The organism is Nocardia callitridis (assembly GCF_039543305.1).
GTDB lineage: Bacteria > Actinomycetota > Actinomycetes > Mycobacteriales > Mycobacteriaceae > Nocardia > Nocardia callitridis.
Map to the genome: position 1 here is coordinate 13,780 of NZ_BAABJM010000006.1, position 20,197 is coordinate 33,976.

21 protein-coding genes are annotated in these 20,197 nt (G+C 66.8%); 18 read left to right on the forward strand and 3 right to left on the reverse strand.

Features of this window, described 5'->3' with window-relative positions; all coding sequences use genetic code 11:
- The first annotated feature begins 156 nt into the window (after positions 1–156).
- The 4 genes from glgP to ABEA50_RS24500 all read left to right on the forward strand — a co-directional run bounded on the left by glgP (position 157) and on the right by ABEA50_RS24500 (position 5,429).
- Positions 157–2,733: an alpha-glucan family phosphorylase gene (gene glgP, locus ABEA50_RS24485; protein WP_345498242.1), complete on the forward strand. Its 2,577-nt coding sequence runs from the start codon at positions 157–159 to the stop codon at positions 2,731–2,733.
- A 45-nt stretch (positions 2,734–2,778) separates the two neighbouring features.
- Positions 2,779–4,134 (forward strand): NCS2 family permease, encoded by a 1,356-nt coding sequence (locus ABEA50_RS24490; RefSeq protein WP_345498244.1) that lies wholly within the window; start codon positions 2,779–2,781, stop codon positions 4,132–4,134.
- Between the two features lie 126 nt (positions 4,135–4,260).
- Positions 4,261–4,809, forward strand: coding sequence for a DoxX family protein (locus ABEA50_RS24495; protein ID WP_345498246.1), 549 nt, complete (start codon positions 4,261–4,263; stop codon positions 4,807–4,809).
- Positions 4,810–4,898: 89 nt separating this feature from the next.
- Positions 4,899–5,429 carry a GtrA family protein gene (locus ABEA50_RS24500; RefSeq protein WP_345498248.1) on the forward strand — a complete coding sequence of 177 codons (531 nt, stop codon included), beginning with the start codon at positions 4,899–4,901 and terminating at the stop codon, positions 5,427–5,429.
- Positions 5,430–5,808: 379 nt separating this feature from the next.
- On the opposite strand, the gene ABEA50_RS24505 is transcribed toward ABEA50_RS24500, so the two are convergent.
- Complete coding sequence (locus ABEA50_RS24505) at positions 5,809–7,854, reverse strand: ATP-dependent DNA helicase (protein WP_345498250.1); 2,046 nt, start codon at positions 7,852–7,854, stop codon at positions 5,809–5,811.
- A 307-nt stretch (positions 7,855–8,161) separates the two neighbouring features.
- Here ABEA50_RS24505 and ABEA50_RS24510 point away from each other — a divergent pair, with 307 nt between their 5' ends.
- Positions 8,162–8,674, forward strand: a complete 513-nt coding sequence (locus ABEA50_RS24510; RefSeq protein ID WP_345498252.1) for a hypothetical protein — start codon at positions 8,162–8,164, stop codon at positions 8,672–8,674.
- A 3-nt stretch (positions 8,675–8,677) separates the two neighbouring features.
- Here the strand turns inward: ABEA50_RS24510 and ABEA50_RS24515 are convergent, their stop codons facing one another.
- Complete coding sequence (locus ABEA50_RS24515) at positions 8,678–9,244, reverse strand: isochorismatase family protein (protein WP_345498253.1); 567 nt, start codon at positions 9,242–9,244, stop codon at positions 8,678–8,680.
- Between the two features lie 178 nt (positions 9,245–9,422).
- Here ABEA50_RS24515 and ABEA50_RS24520 point away from each other — a divergent pair, with 178 nt between their 5' ends.
- Both ABEA50_RS24520 and ABEA50_RS24525 read left to right on the forward strand, forming a co-directional pair.
- Positions 9,423–10,271 carry an SRPBCC domain-containing protein gene (locus ABEA50_RS24520; protein WP_345498255.1) on the forward strand — a complete coding sequence of 283 codons (849 nt, stop codon included), beginning with the start codon at positions 9,423–9,425 and terminating at the stop codon, positions 10,269–10,271.
- A complete protein-coding gene (locus ABEA50_RS24525) occupies positions 10,268–10,858 on the forward strand; it encodes a dihydrofolate reductase family protein (RefSeq protein ID WP_345498257.1) in 591 nt (196 codons plus the stop codon). The genes ABEA50_RS24520 and ABEA50_RS24525 overlap by 4 nt, the downstream gene beginning before the upstream one ends.
- A 28-nt stretch (positions 10,859–10,886) precedes the next feature.
- Here ABEA50_RS24525 and ABEA50_RS24530 read toward each other — a convergent pair whose 3' ends face one another.
- A complete protein-coding gene (locus tag ABEA50_RS24530; protein WP_345498259.1) occupies positions 10,887–12,194 on the reverse strand; it encodes a nicotinate phosphoribosyltransferase in 1,308 nt (435 codons plus the stop codon).
- Between the two features lie 165 nt (positions 12,195–12,359).
- On the opposite strand from ABEA50_RS24530, the gene clpS reads away from it, so the two are divergent.
- The 11 genes from clpS (at position 12,360) to ABEA50_RS24585 (ending at position 19,970) form a co-directional block, all read left to right on the forward strand.
- Positions 12,360–12,710, forward strand: a complete 351-nt coding sequence (clpS, locus tag ABEA50_RS24535; protein ID WP_345498260.1) for an ATP-dependent Clp protease adapter ClpS — start codon at positions 12,360–12,362, stop codon at positions 12,708–12,710.
- 22 nt (positions 12,711–12,732) lie between these two features.
- Positions 12,733–13,302, forward strand: coding sequence for an oxidative stress transcriptional regulator AosR (gene aosR / locus ABEA50_RS24540; RefSeq protein WP_345498262.1), 570 nt, complete (start codon positions 12,733–12,735; stop codon positions 13,300–13,302).
- 49 nt (positions 13,303–13,351) lie between these two features.
- On the forward strand, positions 13,352–14,416 hold the full coding sequence (locus ABEA50_RS24545; protein WP_345498264.1) for a P1 family peptidase: 1,065 nt from the start codon (positions 13,352–13,354) through the stop codon (positions 14,414–14,416).
- Between the two features lie 254 nt (positions 14,417–14,670).
- The gene (locus ABEA50_RS24550) at positions 14,671–15,006 is read left to right on the forward strand and encodes a hypothetical protein (RefSeq protein ID WP_345498265.1); all 336 of its coding nucleotides are present in this window, start codon (positions 14,671–14,673) and stop codon (positions 15,004–15,006) included.
- Positions 15,007–15,200: 194 nt separating this feature from the next.
- A complete protein-coding gene (locus ABEA50_RS24555) occupies positions 15,201–15,617 on the forward strand; it encodes a M67 family metallopeptidase (RefSeq protein WP_345498775.1) in 417 nt (138 codons plus the stop codon).
- A 72-nt stretch (positions 15,618–15,689) separates the two neighbouring features.
- Positions 15,690–15,962 (forward strand): MoaD/ThiS family protein, encoded by a 273-nt coding sequence (locus ABEA50_RS24560; RefSeq protein ID WP_345498267.1) that lies wholly within the window; start codon positions 15,690–15,692, stop codon positions 15,960–15,962.
- 10 nt (positions 15,963–15,972) lie between these two features.
- Positions 15,973–16,935, forward strand: coding sequence for a PLP-dependent cysteine synthase family protein (locus tag ABEA50_RS24565; RefSeq protein ID WP_345498269.1), 963 nt, complete (start codon positions 15,973–15,975; stop codon positions 16,933–16,935).
- A 68-nt stretch (positions 16,936–17,003) separates the two neighbouring features.
- Positions 17,004–17,732 (forward strand): rhomboid family intramembrane serine protease, encoded by a 729-nt coding sequence (locus ABEA50_RS24570; RefSeq protein ID WP_345498270.1) that lies wholly within the window; start codon positions 17,004–17,006, stop codon positions 17,730–17,732.
- A gap of 69 nt (positions 17,733–17,801) precedes the next feature.
- Positions 17,802–18,566, forward strand: a complete 765-nt coding sequence (locus tag ABEA50_RS24575) for a cyclic nucleotide-degrading phosphodiesterase (protein ID WP_345498271.1) — start codon at positions 17,802–17,804, stop codon at positions 18,564–18,566.
- A gap of 22 nt (positions 18,567–18,588) precedes the next feature.
- The gene (rph, locus tag ABEA50_RS24580; RefSeq protein ID WP_345498272.1) at positions 18,589–19,359 is read left to right on the forward strand and encodes a ribonuclease PH; all 771 of its coding nucleotides are present in this window, start codon (positions 18,589–18,591) and stop codon (positions 19,357–19,359) included.
- Positions 19,359–19,970: a non-canonical purine NTP pyrophosphatase gene (locus tag ABEA50_RS24585; RefSeq protein ID WP_345498274.1), complete on the forward strand. Its 612-nt coding sequence runs from the start codon at positions 19,359–19,361 to the stop codon at positions 19,968–19,970. The genes rph and ABEA50_RS24585 overlap by 1 nt, the downstream gene beginning before the upstream one ends.
- Positions 19,971–20,197: the final 227 nt, after the last annotated feature.

Consider the following 20,197-nt stretch of genomic DNA (forward strand, 5'->3'; position numbering starts at 1 on the left):
TCCTCGCGCGTCTCCTGGGCGGATGCGGTTGCCCTACTCGATCTACGAAATCGAGCGAAGGCTGCCGAAACATCCTCGTAACGCCAGGTCAGGGTAGGAAAGCGTGGGTGAGGGTGAGCGCGGCGGGTTGGGTGTGGCCCGTGTAGTTTCTTAGCGATGAAGGCTCTGCGTCGATTTACCGTTCGCGCCCACCTGCCGCAGCGGTTGACGGCGCTGGCGGAGTTGGCGACCAATCTGCGGTGGTCGTGGCATCCGCCGACGCAGGATCTGTTCGCGGAGTTGGATCCCGCGTTGTGGGCGTCGGTGGGCAACGACCCGGTGCGGATGTTGGGGGAGGTGTCCGCGCGGCGGTTGGACGAGGCGGCGGCGGACTCGGGCTATGCCGGTCGAGTGGATGCGGGCGCGGCGAACCTGCGGGACTATCTCGCGGCGCCGGGGTGGTTTCAGCGCGCGCAGGAGGGCGTGCGGGCGATCGCGTACTTCTCCATGGAATTCGGAGTCACCGAGGTGCTGCCGAACTATTCGGGTGGGCTCGGCATCCTCGCCGGTGATCACCTCAAGGCGGCATCGGATCTCGGCCTGCCGCTGATCGGGGTGGGCTTGTTGTATCGCTCCGGCTATTTCCGGCAGTCGTTGACGGCCGACGGGTGGCAGGCCGAGCACTATCCGGCCTTGGACCCGCAGGGTCTTCCGCTGCGCCTGCTCACCGCCGACGGGTCGCCGGTGCTCATCCATGTGGCCATGCCCGATCGCAGAGTGCTGCGGGCACGCGTGTGGATCGCGCAGGTGGGGCGGGTGCCCTTGCTGCTGTTGGACTCCGATATCGCGGAGAACGACCCCGAGTTGCGAGCGATCACCGACCGGCTCTATGGCGGCGATCAGGAGCATCGGATTCGGCAGGAAATCTTGGCTGGCATCGGCGGTGTGCGCGCGGTGCGGGCCTATACGCACGCGGCCCGACTGCCCGATCCCGATGTTTTCCACATGAACGAGGGACACGCCGGGTTCCTCGGTGTCGAGCGGATTCGCGAATTCGTCGCGACGGGAGTGGATTTCGATACCGCGCTGGCGGCGGTGCGCGCGGGCACGGTGTTCACCACGCACACGCCGGTGCCAGCGGGTATCGACCGATTCCCCATGCCGATGGTGCGTCGGTACTTCGGCGGATCGGCAGGTGAGTCCGAATCTTCGTTGTTACCGGGGCTTTCCGTCGACCGAATCGCCGCGTTGGGCCGTGAGTCCGACCCCGAGGTGTTCAACATGGCGCATATGGGTCTGCGCTTGGCGCAGCGGGCCAACGGGGTGTCGAAGCTGCACGGTGAGGTCAGCCGCTCGATGTTCGCCGCACTGTGGCCGGGCTTCGATTCCACCGAGGTGCCGATCGGTTCGGTCACCAACGGCGTGCACGCGCCGACCTGGGCCGCGCGCGAATGGTTCGACAAGGCACGCGAATTGGTCGGCCCCGAACTCGTGGAGGAGGCGCGGGGCTGGGAACGGCTGCGCGAGGTGGACCTCGGTGAACTGTGGTCGGTACGCAATACCCTGCGCGCCACGCTTGTCGCGGAGATCCGGCGGCGACTGCGAGTGTCCTGGTTACAGCGCGGCGCCGCCGAAGCCGAACTCGGTTGGATCGACGACGTTTTCGATCCGAACGTATTGACCATCGGGTTCGCCCGACGCGTCCCCACCTACAAGCGACTTACCCTGATGTTGCGCGACCCGCAACGCCTGCGTGCCGCACTGCTGGACCCGAGGCAGCCGATCCAGTTGGTCGTCGCGGGCAAGAGCCATCCCGCCGACGAGGACGGGAAGGCACTCATTCAGCAGGTCGTGCGTTTCGCCGACGACCCCGAGGTTCGTCACCGCATCGTCTTCCTTCCCGACTACGACATGTCGATGGCCCGCTACCTGTACTGGGGTTGCGATGTGTGGCTGAACAACCCGCTGCGTCCACTGGAAGCCTGCGGCACCTCCGGCATGAAGTCCGCGCTCAACGGCGGACTCAATCTCTCGATCCGGGACGGGTGGTGGGACGAGATGTTCGACGGCGAAAACGGCTGGGCCATCCCGACCGCCGACGGCGTGCGCGAAGAGCACCGGCGCGACGACCTGGAGGCCAACGCGCTCTACGAACTCGTCGAACGGACCGTGGCACCGCGCTTCTACGACCGCGACGCGAACGGGATGCCGGTGCGTTGGGTGGAAATGGTTCGGCACACCTTGCAGACCCTCGGCCCGAAGGTGTTGGCCTCGCGGATGGTTCGCGATTACGCGGTCGAGTACTACGCACCCGCCGCGCGTGCGTTGCACCGTGCGCTCGACGACGAGTTCGGCGGCGCCGAGGAAGTCGCCGCGTTCCGGCGCAAGGTGGAAGCGGCGTGGCCGTCGGTCCGGGTGGTGCAGGTCGACAGCGCCGGGTTGCCCGATACCCCGGTGATCGGCGCGAAGCTGGCGCTGACCGCGTGGGTCGAACTCGGCGGCCTTGCCGCGACCGACGTTGTCGTGCAGGCGGTCCTCGGACGGGTGTCACCCGAGGACGATCTGTCCGATGTCGTCATCTTCGCGATGACGCCCGGTGGTCGCGAAGGCTCGGACGCGGGAACGCAGGCGTTCACCGTCGAGACCCCGGTTCCGTTGTCGGGCGCCGTCGGATACACCGTGCGCGTGCTCCCGCACCACGCCCTGCTCGCGGGCGACGGCGAATTCGGCCTGGTGGCCGCACCGAGCGCCTGATCCCAGTGCGCGCCCAGTTCCCTCTCACGACTGGAGATCAAATCAATGGCCGTTCTCACCAGCGCTCGTCGCCGCCTCGACGGGTATTTCGGTATCGGGTCGAACGGTTCGACCACCAAACGTGAGTTGATGGCGGGCACGATCACCTTCCTCGCGATGTCGTATGTCTTGGCGGTGAACCCTTCGGTCCTCGGTGACGAAGGCGCGTTGGGCGACAAGGGCATCCCGATGCAGGCGGTGTTCACCGCGACGGCGGTGGCCGCGGTGTTCGGCACCTTGGTGATGGGGTTGTGGGCGAAGTATCCGATCGCGCTGGCGCCGGGCATGGGGTTGAACGCGTTCTTCGCGTACTCGGTGGTGCTCGGCATGGGGATTCCGTGGCAGACGGCGCTGTCGGGAACGTTGCTGTCCGGGGTGATCTTCCTGATTTTGGCGGTCACCAAGATTCGCGAACGCATCCTCAACGCGATCCCGATGCAGATGAAGCTCGCGGTGGGGGCCGGAATCGGCCTGTTCGTGGCGTTTCTCGGCTTGAAGAACGCGGGCATCGTTGTCAACAGCGACGCCACACTGGTGACACTCGGCGACTTCACCGAGGGGACAACGTTGCTCGCGCTGTTCGGGCTGTTGGTCACCGTGGTGTTCGTGGTGCTCGGCTGGCACGGCGCGGTGCTCTACGGCATCGTGCTCACCGCGTTGGTGGGGATTGTCAGCGGGCTTGTCGACCTGCCCAGCGGGATCTTCTCGGCGCCGAGGGGGCTGGAGCACACCTTCGGTCAGGCGATCATTCATCTGCCGGACGCGTTCACCGGGCAGATGGCGATCGTGATTCTGACGATGCTGTTCGTCGACTTCTTCGATGCGTCCGGCACCCTGATCGGCGTCGCGAACCAGGCGGGTTTGCTGGACAAGGACGGCAAGTTGCCGCGTGCGGCGAGTGCGCTGGCGGCGGACTCGGTGGGCACGATGGCAGGCGCGGTGATCGGCACGTCCACCACCACGGCGTATGTGGAATCGACGACCGGTGTTTCGGCGGGCGGGCGGACCGGGCTCACCGCCGTCACGACGGCGGGCTGGTTTCTGGTGGCGATGTTCTGTTATCCGATCTTCGCGGTGGTCGCGGGTTCCGGTGAGGTGACCGCGCCCGCGCTGATCGTGGTCGGTGTGCTGATGGCGCGCTCGCTCGGTGATATCGAGTGGCAGCGGATGGAATTCGCGGTACCCGCGTTCATCACCGTGGTGATGATGCCGTTGACCTACTCGATCGCGAACGGTCTCGCCATGGGCATGCTGTTCTATCCCGTGGTGATGGTGGCCCGGGGTCGGATCAAGGAGGTGCATCCGGTGATGTGGGTGCTGCTCGTGGCGTTCCTCGGGTACTTCTTCTTCCTCGCGGAATGAGGGATCTTTACGCAACATCAGTGTGACGAAATTCCTATCGTTCGGGCATGCGAAATGCGCTCACGGCAGTAATAGTTGATGAGTTAACGAAATTGCTGTCCGAGAACGCAGGAAACGAGGACCCGGATGACCACCAAGACTGTGGCGGAGCAGGCCGCACCAGCGCGCGATATCAGCGAGTTCGCGCTCGTGTCGACCGCGCCGAGCATCGGCCTGCTGTTGGTACGGGTCGTCGCGGGCCTGCTATTCGCTTCGCACGGCACGCAAAAGCTGTTCGGTTGGTTCGGCGGCGTGGGCTGGCACACCACGGCGGACAACTTCAGCGCGACGGGCTACAACCCCGGCGTGGTCTTCGGCACGCTGGCCGGAGTGAGCGAACTGGTCGGCGGTGTACTGCTCGCGTTGGGGCTGTTCACACCGCTGGCCGCCGCCATCATCGTCGGCACCATGCTCAACGCGATCAACACCACGTGGGCAAAGGGTCTGCTCGGCGGATATGAGCTGGCGTTGGTCTATGCGGTGCTCGCCGCGGGCTTCGGCTTCGTCGGTGCTGGCAGGTTCTCGCTGGACGCGGGACGGCCGTGGCAGCGCCACGGCACGGTGTGGGGTATCGGTGCGGTGGTGCTCGGTGTCGTGGCGGCCGTACTCACGTTGATTTTCAAATGGGCACTGTGACAAGGGGTCTGCGCAGCGCCGCGGCGGTGGTGGTGGTCGAGGCGACTCCTGGGGCGGTCGGCCGAGGCGACATGGATTAGCCTGGCCGGATGTTCCTGGTACAGACGGTTGTCGCGCGAGTGCCGAGCCGAATGCTCTCGGTGTTCGTGCGCAATGCGGAGTTGCTGAAGTTCCTTACCGTCGGGGCTTTCGCGTTCGTCACCACTTCGGTGCTGTTCTTCGGATTGAAATGGACCGTGCTGGACGGCAAACCGGTCACGGCCAATGTGGTCGCCGTGCTCGTCGCCACCGTGGTTTCCTACGTACTCAATCGCGAGTGGGCGTTCACCGCGCGCGGTGGGCGTGAGCGCAGGCACGAGGCGGCACTGTTCTTCCTGGTCGCGGGCATCGGCATGGGGATCAACCAGCTGCCGTTGGCGGTGTCGAGCTACATCTTCCAGTTGCGTACCCCGCACGTGTCGGTGTTGGTGGAGAACATCGCCGACTTCCTCAGCGCGTCCATCATCGGCACCCTGCTAGCCACGGCTTTCCGCTGGTGGGCCATGCGCAAATTCGTGTTCCCCGAGGTTGTGGTGCCGGAGTTGGAACACAGCGAGGGCGTGCGCGAGGAGCAGGCGTAGGGCCGACCAACCGGTCGGTACTCAACTCGCCGTCAGGTGAATGTTCGGTTCGCGCCCGAGCCGGACGCGGCGCCCGCACCAGGACTGTCCGGTGTGAGCCTGGGTGGCGCTGCGCAAATCGGCGCACGCCACGCAGGCGGCGCTCACCTCGCCGACCACCCACCTTTCTTCGGTGCGGAAACGGCGGATGAGATCTGCGCCGCCACCGGTGTGCAGCGCAGACCGCTGCCTCGCCTCGCTCTGCGCCGGGTGCGCTGCTGTGCCGGTGTTGTTCAGCCGGCCCAGGAAAGACCCAGCTACCTCCACCTCGCCGCTGCGGGCATGCCCGCCCGTGCCCGCCGAACTTTTCGCGGCGGGATGCGTCCGGCCCGGCCGCCGCTCACACTGTCGCGGTGGTGAGCCTGCGTAGTGCCTTGACCACGACCTCAGGGTCGGAGGTCTCCCAGTACGGCGGCAGGGACGCGCGCAGGTAGCCGCCGTAGCGTGCCGTCGCGAGGCGTGAATCGAGAATCGCGACCACGCCGCGGTCGTCCACGCTGCGCAGCAGGCGTCCCGTGCCCTGTGCGAGCAACAGCGCCGCGTGGTTGGCGGCGACCGCGAGAAAACCGTTGCCGCCGTGCGATTCCACCGCGCGTTGCCTGGCCGTCAACAGTGGATCGTCGGGGCGTGGGAACGGGATCCGGTCCAGGATCACCAGGCTCAGCGACGGGCCGGGCACGTCTACTCCCTGCCACAGCGACAGCGTGCCGAACAGGGAGGTCTCCGGGTCGTCGGCGAATTTGCGCACCAACGCGCCGGTCGAATCGTCGCCCTGGCACAGCACAGGGGTGTCGAGGCGTCCGCGCAGCGCCTCGGTGGCGGCCTTCGCCGCGCGCATCGAGGAGAACAACCCGAGGGTGCGCCCGCCCGCCGCGGTGATCAGGCGTTCGATCTCGTCGAGGTAGACCGGCGCGAGACCGTCGCGGCCCGGCGGGGGCAGGTGCTTGGCGACGTAGAGGATGCCGGACCTGGCATGGTCGAACGGCGAGCCGACGTCGAGCGAATTCCAGCGCACGGTCTCCGCATCCGACGGTGCTTCGCCGCCGTTGGCCGTGGCTGTGTTGCCGCGTGCGGAGGACTGCGCTGGTAGACCCCAGGTGATCGCGAGACCGTCGAACGAGCCGCCTATTTGCAGGGTGGCCGAGGTCAACACCACCGTCGCGGTGCCGAAGAGCCTGCTGCGCAATAGTCCACCCACCGAAAGCGGCGCCATACGCAAGGTGCGCCGGGTGACGCCCCTGGCGTCTTCGGCGGCCAGCCAGATGACATCGCGGCGCTTGGCCGGGTCCGGCTCGTCGAAGGCGGTGAGCGCGCGGACTGCGCTGTCGTGCACTTCCTCGATGGCCGTGAGTGCCTGGTTGCGGACCGCCGCGTCCTCCGGTTCACCCGAGGCGGTAGTCGCGCCGGGCGGAGCGAGCGCGATTCGGACCGCCCACGCGGCGTCGCGGACCAGCGCGAGTACCGCGGCGACGCCGTCGGGCATCCGGTCCCAGCAGGCCGCGGGCAGTTCGTCCAGCGCCGTGTGCCAGGCCTCGGCGGCTTCCTCCAGTCGGTCGAGTTCGCGTTCGTCGATCAGCTTGGCGCAGCGGCGGGCGGCGGCACTGATCGCGGTGGGCGCGAGTTCCGCGGTCGCGACGCCGGTGACCCTGTCGACCAGTTCGTGCGCTTCATCGATGACCACCACGTCGTGTTCGGGCAGGATCTGGATGCCACTGATGGCGTCGATGGCCAGCAGTGCGTGGTTGGTCACCACCACGTCGGCCTGCGCCGATTGCGCCCGTGCCTTCTCGGCGTAACAGTCCTGGCCGAACGGGCAGCGCGATTTGCCGAGGCATTCGCGCGAGGACACGCTCACCTGCCGCCACGCGCGGTCGGTGACGCCGGGCGCGAGCTCGTCGCGATCGCCGGTTTCGGTATCGGAGGCCCACTCGTTGAGCCGTTGGACCTCGCGGCCGAGGCGGGAGACGGCGAACGCGTCGAACAGTTCGGCTTCCTCCGGCTCGTCCGGAATCACGCTGTTGATCTTGTTCAGGCATAGATAGTTGTTGCGGCCCTTGAGGATCGCGAACTCGGTACTTCGCCCGAGCGGCTCGCGCAGCGCGTCCGACAGTCGGGGCAGGTCCCGATCGACGAGTTGGCGCTGCAACGCGATCGTCGCCGTCGACACCACCACCGTGCGCCCGGTGCGCACCGCGTGGCGCACGCTCGGAATCAGGTACGCCAGCGATTTCCCGGTGCCCGTCCCGGCCTGGACCGCGAGGTGCTCCTTGGTGTCGATCGCGTGATCGACGGCCGAAGCCATCGTCACCTGGCCGTCGCGTTCCTTACCGCCGAGCGCGGAAACGGCGGTCGCCAACAATGCTGATACGGGCGGGAGCTCGGGCACCAACGCAGCGTACTGCGCCCCGCCGACAACCAATTCGCGCCACCGCCCACCGCACAGCTGGTGTATAGTCACACCACATGGCCAGTAGGGGGCGCCATCCTGAAAAACCGATCAACGAGGCGCTTGGAGAGCTCGATCTCGCGCAGTTCGAGATCGAGGAGGTTCATCGAGGACACCGTTGGGGCGTTGTTCGACATAAGGAGGGTGGAATGACCATCGCGATCTGGAGGACCCCACGGGTGCCAGAGGACAACGCCGACGCGATCAGACGGTTCGTTCGCCGATGCGCAGCGAAGGAGCGGCAGCTATGAGTCGGAGCGAGTTCACGTTGATACTCGACCGCACACCGACCGATGACGACCTCGACGCGCTGTATTCGGCCGGGCTGGATGACACGACGCCCGAGTACGGTCCGCGTTCGGTGCCCTTGATCCATGTGCACCGTGACGCCGAGTCGCTGGCGACGGCAATCATCGGTGCGGTGCGCGAGGTGGAGTCGGTGGGTCTGTCGGTCGTCGGGGTGCGCAGCGAAGACTTGGTCACGCTGAAAACGATCGCCGCGCGCACCGACCGCACCTATGAAGGTGTGCGGCGCTTGGCTGGCGGCGACCGGGGGCCGGGCGGTTTTCCCGCGCCGACCAGTGGTGACGGCTACGCCCTTTTCTCGTGGACCGAGGTTGCCCGGTGGTTCGCCCAGCACTACGGAATGCCGGACCCCACCACTGAATACGACAGGATGATCGCCGCCGCTGACCATTTGGTGCGCGCGAAACGGCTACTCGGTTCGCGCGCAGGTGAATTCGCCGCGCTGGCCGCCTGAGCGCTACCTGCTCACGTTGCCTCGGAGTTCGACGCCCGCTGTGCGCATGCGGTCGAGGGCGGCGTCGGTGCTGGGTTGGGCGATGGCCGCGGTGAGGTCGAGCAGGACGCGGGTGCCGAAGCCTTCGATGCGGGCGTCGAGTGCGGTGGCGCGGACGCAGTAGTCGGTGGCGATGCCGACGATGTCGACCGCTTCGATGTGGCGCTCGCGCAACCAGTCGGCGAGGGGAGTGCCCTCGGAGTTCGCGGATTCGAAGCCGGAGTACGCGGCAGAATAGGCACCCTTGGAAAAGGTTTCGGTGATCGGCTCGACGGTGAGGTCGGGATGGAAGTCCGCGCCTGGCGTGCCGACCCGGCAGTGTGGCGGCCAGCTGTCGACGTAGTCGGGTTCGTCGGAGAAGTGATCGCCGGGGTCGATGTGATAGTCGCGCGTCGCGACCACGATGGAATAGGGCGTCGCGGCGAGGAAGTCGCTGATCCGCGCGGCCACCGCGGCACCGCCCGCCACGGCCAATGCACCGCCTTCGCAGAAATCGTTCTGTACGTCGACGATGATCAAGGCTCGGCTCACGGCAACCTCCCGTGGTGTAGACAGTGCGCCTACCTCGCATTCTGCCTCAGTGCAGGATTTCCGCCCACCCGTGATCGGGGGGTCCGATTCTCGATACTTCAGTCGGTCGCTCGACCGCGCTCGACTGCCCCAGAAATATTCCTTGACAAGAATATTCTCTAGTGTGAATATATAGAACATGCACACGACAGCCGCAGCACTCGGCGACGCCGCCCGCTGGCGCATCATCGAGTTACTGGCCACCAGGCCGAGGTCGGTCGGCGAACTCGCCGAGCTCACCGGGTTGCGGCAACCGCAGGCCACCAAGCATCTGCAAACCTTGGCTCGGGAGGGTCTTGTCACGGTGTCGCCGCTCGGGCAACGGCGCATCGCCGCGCTCGAGGCGGCGCCACTGCGCGCATTCGACCATCGGCTGCGAGCACTGTTGGCGACCGCGGAGGCGAACGAGGGCGAGCGTGACACCATCTCCCGCTACCGCGCCGCCCTCGCGGCGGAATCTGCTGCGGCGCAACAGGACAGCTGGGCAGATGGCCGGACCTTCTCGTTCGACCGCGAGTTCAGCTCTACTCCCGACACAGTATGGCGGTACTGGACCGAGCCCGATCTACTCGCCGCGTGGTGGGCGCCGTCATCGATGACGGTGACCGAGTGTCTGCTGGAGCCGACGCCGGGCGGTCGCGCGATTCTGGAATACCGCGACGCGGAGGGTCGGTATCGCTCCGAGGGCGCGGTGCGCGTCGCGACGCGACCCGAGCGCCTCGTTTTCGAATTGACGGTGTTGGACGCGGCGGGAGCGGCGTTCTTCACCGGCCACTACGACCTCATTCTGCGGGAAGACGGCGCGGGTACCAGCTTGCGACTCGACCTGCGTATCACCGAAACCACCGTCGCCGCGGTGCCTTACATCGCCGGAATCGCCACCGGCTGGGGGCAGGTACTCGACAATCTCGCCGCCGCCCTGGCCGAACCCGCACCTGAATGCCAAAACGCTACGAATCCCACCCAGAACAAAGGAGCCAAGTCATGACAACACGCACGGTTTCGGCGAATATCAGCCTGACCTTGGACGGCCGATACAACGGTCCGGCAGGCCCCGGTGACCTGTCCGCGATCGTCCCGTACATGTCCACCGAGGTCGCCCGCAATCAGCTCGCCAGAATCTGGCAGGGTGCGACGACAGCGCTGCTCGGTCGCGGTAGCGCGCAGGGGTTCATGGGGTACTGGCCGTCGGTGGCCGACGACGACAACGCCGACCCACGCGAGCGCGGTTACGCGAAATGGCTGACCGACGTCGAAAAAGTAGTCCTGTCGAGGACTTTGACCGAGCCGCCGTGGGAGCGCAGCAGGGTGATCGACGCTCCCGTCGTCGACGCCGTCGCCGAACTCGCGGCCACCGGCACCGGCGACATCCTCGTCAATACCAGCCCCAGTGTCAGCAAACCCCTGCTCGCCGCCGACCTCGTCGACCGGCTGTACTTGATCGTGTGTCCCGAGATCGCGGGGGCGGGCGACCGATTCTTCGATGACGGCCTGCCGACCTCGAAGTGGACGCTCACCGACAAAGAGGTCGGCGACCTCGGCGAGGTCGCCCTGGTCTACGACCGCGTCCGGTGACCGCGACGGCCGTTCGCACGAACCGCTCTCACGGGAATGTGGTGGGAACGGCCGGTTCGCCGGAGGACAGTTTCAACCCTTCCCACGGCAGGCTGATCAATTGACGCGCGACCAGGTCTCGACTGTCGGACAGGCTGGGCAGTGAGTCCAGGATCTTGCCGCCGCGTACCAGGGGTGTCAGCAGTTCGCGGGAATGGAAACCGTTGGTGGCGGGCGCGGGTCCTTCGGCGGGGTACACGACTTCCTCGACGATGGTGCCGGTGGCGCGGGACAACCGCACCGCCTTCTTGGTACCGCCACGTGACTGTTTGTGGCTGCTGCGCTTGGCCACCGGGACGCCCTCTACCTCGACGATCTTGTAGACCATTCCCGCTGTTGGAGCGCCCGATCCGGTGACGAGGGACGTGCCGACGCCGTACACGTCGACGGGTTCGGCGCGCAGTGCGGCGATGGCGTATTCGTCGAGGTCGCCGGAGACCACGATGCGGGTTTTGGTGGCGCCGAGCCTGTCGAGTTGATCGCGGACCTGACGGGCGAGCACACCGAGGTCGCCGGAGTCGATCCGCACACCGCCGAGTTCGGGGCCCGCGACCTCGATCGCGGTGGCGACGCCCTGGGTGATGTCGAAGGTGTCGACCAGCAGTGTGGTCCCGGTGCCGAGCGCCTCGACCTGGCTGCGGAACGCGGCTGCCTCGTGTTCGCCGTCGGAACCGCTGTGCAACAACGTGAACGCGTGCGCGCTGGTGCCCGCGCCGGGAACGCCGTAGCGGCGTACGGCCTCCAGGTTGGAGGTGGCGTCGAATCCGGCCAGGTAGGCGGCGCGTGAGCTGGCGGGCGCCGCGAGTTCGTGGGTGCGGCGCGAACCCATCTCGATCATTCTGCGTCCGCTCGCGGCGCTGACCATGCGTGCCGCCGCCGACGCGATCGCACTGTCGTGGTTGAAGATCGAGAGGATCAGCGTTTCCAGTACCACGCATTCGGCGAAGGTTCCGCGCACCGAGAGGATGGGGGAGTCGGGGAAATACAGATCCCCTTCGGCGTAGCCGTCGATGTCACCGGTGAATCGGTAGTCGCGTAGCCATGCGAGGGTGCGTGCGTCGGAGAAGCCTTCGATGACCGCTAGTTCGGGCGCACCGAATTGAAAGTCGGCCAGCGCGTCCATCAGTCGACCGGTCCCCGCGACGACGCCGTAGCGACGGCCGTTGGGTAGTCGTCGCGCGAAGACCTCGAAGGTGCACCGCCGGTGTGCGGAGCCGTCGGCCAGTGCCGCGGCGAGCATGGTGAGCTCGTACTGGTCGGTCAGCAGCGCGGTGCTGGCGCCATTGTCGATATCCACTCCGCAACTCTAGACACGACAAGCAATCACCCCCGGTGCTGAGCGGGGTGCTGTCGGGCCGGCGGCGGCGCCATAACACGACTCGCCGGACATAGCGGGCGTTATGTCCGGTATTTCGGGTCGCCGGGTGTTGTGTATCCATGGGCGCGTCGTATCGTGGACGACATGGCCTTGTGCAACACAGTCCGAGGCGGCGACGTCGTGAACGCCGCGAACGCGACACTGTCGGCACCACAGGCGACACCCGAAGCAGTCGAATTCACCGAGGTCCTCGAGGCGGAAGACCGCCCGTGGGTGACGGTGGTCTGGGACGACCCGGTGAACCTCATGCACTACGTCGCCTACATCTTCCAGAAGCTGTTCGGCTACAGCAAAGCCAAAGCGACCGAGTTGATGCTCAAGGTGCACAACGAGGGCAAGGCGGTGGTCTCCTCGGGTTCGCGCGACAAGATGGAGCACGACGTGCAGCGGTTACACGCCGCGGGTCTTTGGGCGACCATGCAACGGGATAATTGATCTGGGCGACTACCCTGGCGCCGTGCGCAAGTGGAGCAGGAAGAACTCGCTGAGCGGTCTCAAACTGCGTTCCGAGATGGACGCACGCGAGGCCAACGTGCTGCGTTCGCTGGTCGGCGCCGTTTCCGGGCTGCTCACCGAACGCGCCGATTCCGCACCGGACGACGACTTGGCGGCGCTGACCGGTCTGCGTACCGGGAATACGAATCCGCCGGACGACCCCCGGCTGCACCGGCTGCTGCCGGATTTCCACCGCAGCGAGCCCGGCTCGCCGGACGCTGATCGCGCCGACCTCAACAGCGCGCTGCGCGGCCTGCACGAGCAGGAGATCATCGACGCCAAGCTGGCGGCGGGTGCGGTCGTCCTGGAGACCGTTCCTGCCTCCGGCGGCAAGGTTCAGCTGACCCCCGAGCAGGCGGACGCCTGGTTGCACGCCCTCACCGATGTGCGCCTCACCCTGGGGACGGTGCTGGAGATCGACGCCGACACGCCTGATCATCTCGATCCCGACGATCCGCGTGCCGCAAGCCTCGATGTCTATCACTGGCTCACCTGGATGCAGGATTCGTTGTTGCAAGCACTCGCGCCGTAGTGATCGCGACGGTCGTCGATCGGTTTCCCGGCAGTCAGGAGTCCAGTCTATGAATGCCAATGCCGGACAACGCAATTCGCTTACCGATGTCGGTGGCTTGCTGGTGGGCCATCATCATGGGCTCGATCAGGACGCGACACTGGGCTCCGGCGCGGCGACCGGCTGCACGGTCGTCTTCGCGCCGGGTGGGGCCACCGCGTCGGTCGATGTGCGCGGCGGCGGGCCCGGCACCCGCGAAACCGACTTGCTCGACCCCGCCAATACCGTGCGCGCGGCCAACGCCATCCTGCTCACCGGAGGCAGTGCCTACGGCCTCGCCGCGGCCGACGGGGTGATGCGATGGCTCGAAGAGCACCGTGAAGGTCTCCCGATGGACCCGACCGATCCGAGCCAGGTGGTTCCGATCGTGCCCGGCGCGGTGATCTTCGACCTTCCGGTGGGCGCGTGGGGGTTTCGGCCCACCGCCGACTTCGGTTATCGCGCCGCCGCCGACGCGGCCGTGGCGTTCGAGCGCGGCTCGGTGGGTGCCGGGGTCGGTGCGCGGGCAGGTTCTCTCAAAGGCGGTGTGGGTACCGCGAGCATCGTGCTGGGGGCGGGCGCTGCGGAAGGGGTCACCGTGGCTGCGCTGATCGTCGCGAATCCGGTCGGTTCGGTGTTCGATCCACGCACCGGGCTGCCGTGGGGTGTCGGCACGGACGGCCCCGAACACTTCGGGCTCCGGCCCGCCACCGAACAGCGGTTGACGGCGGCGAACGCATTGCCGGTGAAGGGCACGGTGCTCAACACCACCATCGGCGTCGTCGCGACCGACGCGCCGCTGGACCCCGGCGCGTGTCACCGGATGGCCACCACCGCGCACGACGGCCTGGCCCGCGCGATTCGTCCCGCACACAGTCCGCTCGACGGCGACACCATCTTCGCGTTGGCAACGGGTACCGGGCCCGATCACGCCGGGGACACGGCCCTGCCCTCGGCCTTTCCCTCGGATCTGCTGGCCCTCGACGAGATCTGCACCGCCGCCGCGGTCTGCGTGGAACGCGCCGTCGTGGACGCGATCCTGTCCGCTCGCTCGGTCGCGGGCATCCCCGCCTACGCGGATCTGTTCCTGAGCTGACGCCGCGCACCGGAGTGAACACCGGGCGGTGTCGGCGGGTCCGTGCCACGTGACGCGGCCGCGGCGTGGATGTGTGATTGCCGCGAGCCCGGAACTCTTGCGGTGGACCCCCTTCGTGGGTGGGGAGTTTTCTCCCCTCGGGTCTCTTGCCTGAGATCCCTTGTGTAACAACAAGATCAACGGCATTCGTGGCCGCATGATGGGATACTGGGGAGATGCCTGCTGTCCGTGCTCACCTCAGAAATGGGCGGCCCGTGCGAGCGTATTACCGCGCACCGTCCGGCCGCAGCCTGCGAAGACCGCACTATCAGAACTACGCCAACAGTGTGCTGGTACATAGGTACGGGAGGTCTCGGTATCGAGCTGCCTCGACCAGTCGGGGCGGCGGCATTCACATCGACCACATCTTGGCGTTCGTCGGCGCGGCCATCGTCGTGGCCGTATGCGCGCTGCTCGTCGCGGCCATCTTCGCCGCCCCGGGCGGTGCGGGCGAGGATCCCGATCGCCCGGCGCCGATCGTGCACACCCGTCCCCAGCGTCCCGCGCTGCCGCCCCCGCCGCCGTGTTTCCCGTTCCAGGGGAATTGCTGAAGCTCGCCATCGATACCCTGCCGAGCGCGCGAAGGCAGGCGCGCGCTCGGTGGCGAGGTCTGCTGTGCTCCCACGCGCCGTCGACCAGGGACGTCGCCGTGTCGCGGGGCCGGGATGCCTGTGCTCGGGAATAGCCGCATAGTGTGGCTGGTTGTGTCGACTGCTGAGGGTCGACGTGCGTGGAAGGGTTGACAGTGCTGGTGATCAGGGCTGATCTCGTGGAGGCCATGGTGGCGCACGCGCGCGCCGACCACCCCGACGAGGCCTGCGGCGTCCTCGCGGGACCGGAGGATTCCGATCGTCCCGAACGATTCATCGCGATGATCAATGCCGAGCGCTCACCCACCTTCTACCGCTTCGATTCCGGGGAGCAATTGCGCGTGTGGCGCGCCATGGACGACGCCGACGAGGCGCCGGTGGTGATCTACCACTCGCATACCGGGACCGAGGCTTATCCGAGCCGCACCGATGTGTCGTATGCGTCCGAGCCGTTCGCGCACTACGTGCTGATTTCCACCCGCGACCCCGAGCAGCACGAGCTGCGCAGCTACCGCATCGTCGACGGTGTGGTCACCGAGGAGCAGGTGCGGATCGTCGAACACTACGAATGAGCCTGTCGCGTACGGGTTCGTGTGCGCCCAGTCGTCTTTCGTGCAGTCGTCTTTCGTGAAAGAGGAGTAATCATGGCGGTAACCGTCTCCATCCCGACCATCATGCGCGGCCTCACCGGAGGTGAGAAGCGGGTGCAGGCCGACGGGTCGACGCTCTCGGCGTTGATCGACGACCTGGAGGCCAATCACCCCGGCCTCGCCGAGCGCCTGCTGAAGGACGGCAAACTCAACCGGTACGTCAATATCTATGTCGACGACGAGGATGTGCGGTTCTCCGGCGGCCTGGAGTCGGAGGTGCCCTCCGACGCCAGTGTCACGATTCTGCCTGCCGTCGCCGGCGGCTGAGGTATCCGGCGTGGCGCGTTATGAATCGCTGATCGCGACCCTCGGCGACACCCCTTTGGTCGGCCTGCGCAATCTCTCACCGCGGTGGGAGGGCGAGACGCCGGTGCGACTGTGGGCGAAGTTGGAGGACCGCAACCCCACCGGGTCCATCAAGGATCGTCCCGCGCTGCGGATGATCGAGCAGGCCGAGGCCGACGGTGTGTTGCGGCCCGGCTGCACGATTCTGGAACCGACCAGCGGTAATACCGGGATCTCCCTGGCCATGGCTGCCAAGCTCAAGGGTTATCGGTTGGTGTGTGTGATGCCGGAGAACACCTCGGTGGAGCGGCGTCAGCTGCTCACCATGTATGGCGCGCAGATCATCACCTCGCCCGCGGCGGGCGGCTCGAATCAGGCTGTGGCGCAGGCCAAACAGATCGCCGAGCAGAACCCGGACTGGGTGATGCTCTATCAGTACGGCAATCCGGCCAACGCGCTCGCGCACTACACCGGCACGGGGCCCGAATTGTTGGCCGACCTGCCGGAGATCACGCATTTCGTCGCAGGTCTCGGCACCACGGGAACCCTGATGGGTACCGGCCGCTTCCTGCGGGAGCACGTGCCGAATATCGAGATCGTCGCCGCCGAGCCGCGCTACGGCGAACTCGTCTACGGGCTGCGCAATATCGACGAGGGTTTTATCCCTGAGCTGTACGACGAATCCGTACTCACCAGCCGTTTCTCCGTCGGCCCCTATGACGCGGTGCGCCGCACCCGTGAGTTGGTCGCCGAGGAAGGCATTTTCGCGGGCATCTCCACCGGCGCGATCCTGCACGCGGCGCTCGGCGTCGCCCGCAAGGTCGTCAAGGCGGGTAAGCGCGCCGATATCGCGTTCGTCGTCGCCGACGGCGGATGGAAATACCTGTCCACGGGTGCTTACGACGGCACCCTCGAAGAAGCCGAGGAACGGCTCGACGGACAACTCTGGGCCTGATCGCCCCGGTACTCTCGAAGCAGCGAGGCACCGGCAGACTCGGTGCCCCGCGTGACGAGGAGGTGGCGATGACCGACGGTGCTGGACTCGGTGCGTCGTTCGACCCGGACCGGATCGCCGCGTTACGTGGTGCGACGAAGGGGAAGGCGCCGGGCTCGCTCGGTTCGGGCTCGCACCCCGATCGTTTCGGTGCGCTGCGGCGACTGTGGTTGCAAGCCGGGGTATTGATCGCCGGCTTCGTCGCCCTGCTCTACGGCATCGAGGGCGTCGACACCCTCGATGATCATCGCCTCGATCAGGCGGGTATTCATCCGAGGCAGGCCGACGGCGGACTGTGGGGAATCCTGTTCGCCCCGGTACTGCACGGTGGGTGGGACCACCTGATCGGCAATACGCTGCCCGTGCTCGTGCTCGGATTCCTCGCGCTGCTCGCGGGGATCGGTCGTGGGTTGGCGGCCACCGCGATCATCTGGATCGTCGCGGGCGCGGGTACCTGGCTCACCGGCGGTTCGGGCACCGTGCATCTCGGTGCGTCGGCGCTGGTGTTCGGCTGGTTGACCTTCCTCATTTCGCGTGGCTGGTTCGGCCGCCATGTCGGCCAGATCGTGGTGGGCCTGGTGGTGCTGGTGGTCTACGGCTCACTGCTGTGGGGAGTGCTGCCTGGCCAGAACGGAATCTCTTGGCAGGGACATCTTTTCGGCGCGATGGGTGGACTGCTCGCCGGATGGGTACTCTCTGGAGATGAACGTCGACAGCGCCGAGCGGATCGAGCCGGAGTCGTCGCGTCACCACGGTGAGCGTGCGACCTGTCCGGAAAGTTGGGGGATCGGTTCTTGAGCGAGAAATCATCGTGGCAGCATGGGGGAATGCGCCTTACCGTCCTCGGGTGCTCGGGCAGCGTGTCCGGCCCGGACTCGCCCGCATCGGGCTATTTGCTCACCGGCCAGGACATGACCCCCGTGGTGATCGATTTCGGGCCGGGTGTGCTGGGGGCGCTGCAGCGTTATGCCGATCCAGGGGAAGTCGACATCTTCCTCACTCACCTGCATGCCGATCACTGCCTCGATCTACCCGGTCTGCTCGTGTGGCGGCGCTATCACCCCACACCGCCGGTGGGTAAGGCGATCGTGCGCGGTCCCTCCGACGCCGGATTGCGGATCGGTAATGCCTCCGCCGAGATCGGCGGCGAATGCGACGACTGGTCGGACGTGATCGATCATCGGCCGTGGGCGGCGGGCGAGACGGTCGAATTCGGCCCCGGCCATACGGTTACGGCCCGTCGCATGTATCACCCTCCCGAGTCCTACGGCCTGCGCATCGTCACCGCGGCGGGCCGTACTTTTGTCTATACCGGTGATACCGCGATGTGCGAGGAGGTCAACAAGCTCGCCGAGGGCGCGGATGTGTTGATGTCCGAAGCGTCGTGGACCCACGACCCGGCGAATCGTCCTGCCGGTATCCACCTTTCGGGTGCCGAGGCGGGCAGGATCGCCGCCGAGGCGGGGGTGAAGGAACTGTTGCTCACCCACATCCCGCCGTGGACCTCCCGTGAGGACGTGATCGCCGAGGCCAAGGCGGAGTTCTCCGGCCCGGTACACGCCGTGGCTCCGGGCGAGACCTTCGACATCTGAGCTCTCCACTAGGCTGTCGCGCGTGGCGAGACGAGCTGATGGCAGGGCGGACGACGAGCTCCGCGAAGTACGGATCACCCGTGGGTTCACCACGCACCCAGCGGGTTCGGTGCTGGTGGAGTTCGGGCAGACCAGGGTGATGTGCACGGCGAGCGTCACCGAGGGGGTGCCGCCGTGGCGTCGTGATTCCGGACTGGGTTGGCTCACCGCCGAATACGCGATGTTGCCCGCCGCGACGCATACCCGCAGCGGGCGTGAGTCGGTGAAGGGCAAAGTCGGCGGGCGCACACAGGAGATCAGCCGGCTGGTGGGCCGCTCGCTGCGCGCGTGCATCGACCTCGCCGCGATCGGCGAGAACACGATTGCCCTCGACTGCGACGTGCTGCAAGCCGACGGCGGGACCAGGACCGCGGCCATCACCGGCGCCTATGTGGCGCTCTCCGACGCCGTCACCTATCTCGGCGCGGCGGGCGGTTTGGCCGACCCGCAACCGATTTCGTGCGGTATCGCCGCGGTCAGCGTCGGCGTCGTCGACGGGAGGGTGCGCCTGGATCTGCCCTACGAGGAGGATTCGCGCGCCGAGGTCGACATGAACGTGGTCGCCACCGACACCGGGACGCTGGTCGAGATCCAGGGCACCGGCGAGGGCGCCACCTTCCCGCGTTCCACCCTCGACAAGCTGCTGGATTCGGCGCTGGCCGGGTGCGAGCAACTGTTCACGGTGCAGAAAGAGGCCCTGGCGCTGCCGTATCCCGGTGTCCTGCCGGAGCCGTCCGAGTCGAAGAAGAAGTAATGACCCGTCGTGTTCTGGTGGCAAGTCGCAATGCCAAGAAGCTGAACGAGTTGCGCCGTATCCTCGACGGCGCCGGAATCGTCGGACTGGAGATCGTCGGCTTGGACGACGTGCCCGCCTACGACGAGGCACCGGAGACGGCGCCGACCTTCGAGGGCAATGCCGTCGCGAAGGCCCATGACGGCGCGGCGGCCACCGGAATGGCTTGTGTCGCCGATGATTCCGGCCTCGAGGTGGATGCGCTCAACGGTATGCCCGGTGTGTTGTCGGCACGGTGGTCGGGCGAGCACGGGCGCGACGACGCGAACAACAGCTTGTTGCTCGCCCAGCTCAACGATGTTCCCGACGAGCGTCGTGGGGCGCGCTTCGTTTCGGCGTGTGCGCTGGTGGTTCCCGGCGGCGAGGAGGCGGTGGTTCGCGGGGAATGGCCCGGAGCGATCGCACGGAAACCGCTGGGTGATGGTGGTTTCGGTTATGACCCGCTGTTCGTTCCCGATGGGGGTGCGGTGTCGGCTGCTCAGCTCACGCCCGCCGAGAAAGACGCGGCTTCGCACCGGGGTCGCGCGCTGAGGCTGCTGTTGCCGGCGCTGGCTGTTCTTGCGGAAGGGTGACACCGCACAAAGGTTTGTGGGGTAGCGGGGTGTGTTGTGTGGTGGTTGCCGACCACTTGTGAAACGCGGGCTGCCAGTGCGGCGGCTCTGGCGGAAGGGTGACACCGCACATAGGTTTGTGTGTAAGCGGGGTGTGCTTGTGGTGGTTCCGGTGTGACGGGGTGGTACGCGGGGGCGAGGGTCTCCTCGCTGTGTTTTTTGGCGGCTGGCGCCGCGTGGTTCGCGGC

Bases quoted from the DNA above. Each gene is read 5' to 3' on its own strand.
- glgP (WP_345498242.1), top strand. From the start codon at position 157: ATGAAGGCTCTGCGTCGATTTACCGTTCGCGCCCACCTGCCGCAGCGG.
- ABEA50_RS24490 (WP_345498244.1), top strand. From the start codon at position 2,779: ATGGCCGTTCTCACCAGCGCTCGTCGCCGCCTCGACGGGTATTTCGGT.
- ABEA50_RS24495 (WP_345498246.1), top strand. From the start codon at position 4,261: ATGACCACCAAGACTGTGGCGGAGCAGGCCGCACCAGCGCGCGATATC.
- ABEA50_RS24500 (WP_345498248.1), top strand. From the start codon at position 4,899: ATGTTCCTGGTACAGACGGTTGTCGCGCGAGTGCCGAGCCGAATGCTC.
- ABEA50_RS24510 (WP_345498252.1), top strand. From the start codon at position 8,162: ATGAGTCGGAGCGAGTTCACGTTGATACTCGACCGCACACCGACCGAT.
- ABEA50_RS24520 (WP_345498255.1), top strand. From the start codon at position 9,423: ATGCACACGACAGCCGCAGCACTCGGCGACGCCGCCCGCTGGCGCATC.
- ABEA50_RS24525 (WP_345498257.1), top strand. From the start codon at position 10,268: ATGACAACACGCACGGTTTCGGCGAATATCAGCCTGACCTTGGACGGC.
- clpS (WP_345498260.1), top strand. From the start codon at position 12,360: ATGGCCTTGTGCAACACAGTCCGAGGCGGCGACGTCGTGAACGCCGCG.
- ABEA50_RS24545 (WP_345498264.1), top strand. From the start codon at position 13,352: ATGAATGCCAATGCCGGACAACGCAATTCGCTTACCGATGTCGGTGGC.
- ABEA50_RS24560 (WP_345498267.1), top strand. From the start codon at position 15,690: ATGGCGGTAACCGTCTCCATCCCGACCATCATGCGCGGCCTCACCGGA.
- ABEA50_RS24570 (WP_345498270.1), top strand. From the start codon at position 17,004: ATGACCGACGGTGCTGGACTCGGTGCGTCGTTCGACCCGGACCGGATC.
- ABEA50_RS24575 (WP_345498271.1), top strand. From the start codon at position 17,802: ATGCGCCTTACCGTCCTCGGGTGCTCGGGCAGCGTGTCCGGCCCGGAC.
- ABEA50_RS24585 (WP_345498274.1), top strand. From the start codon at position 19,359: ATGACCCGTCGTGTTCTGGTGGCAAGTCGCAATGCCAAGAAGCTGAAC.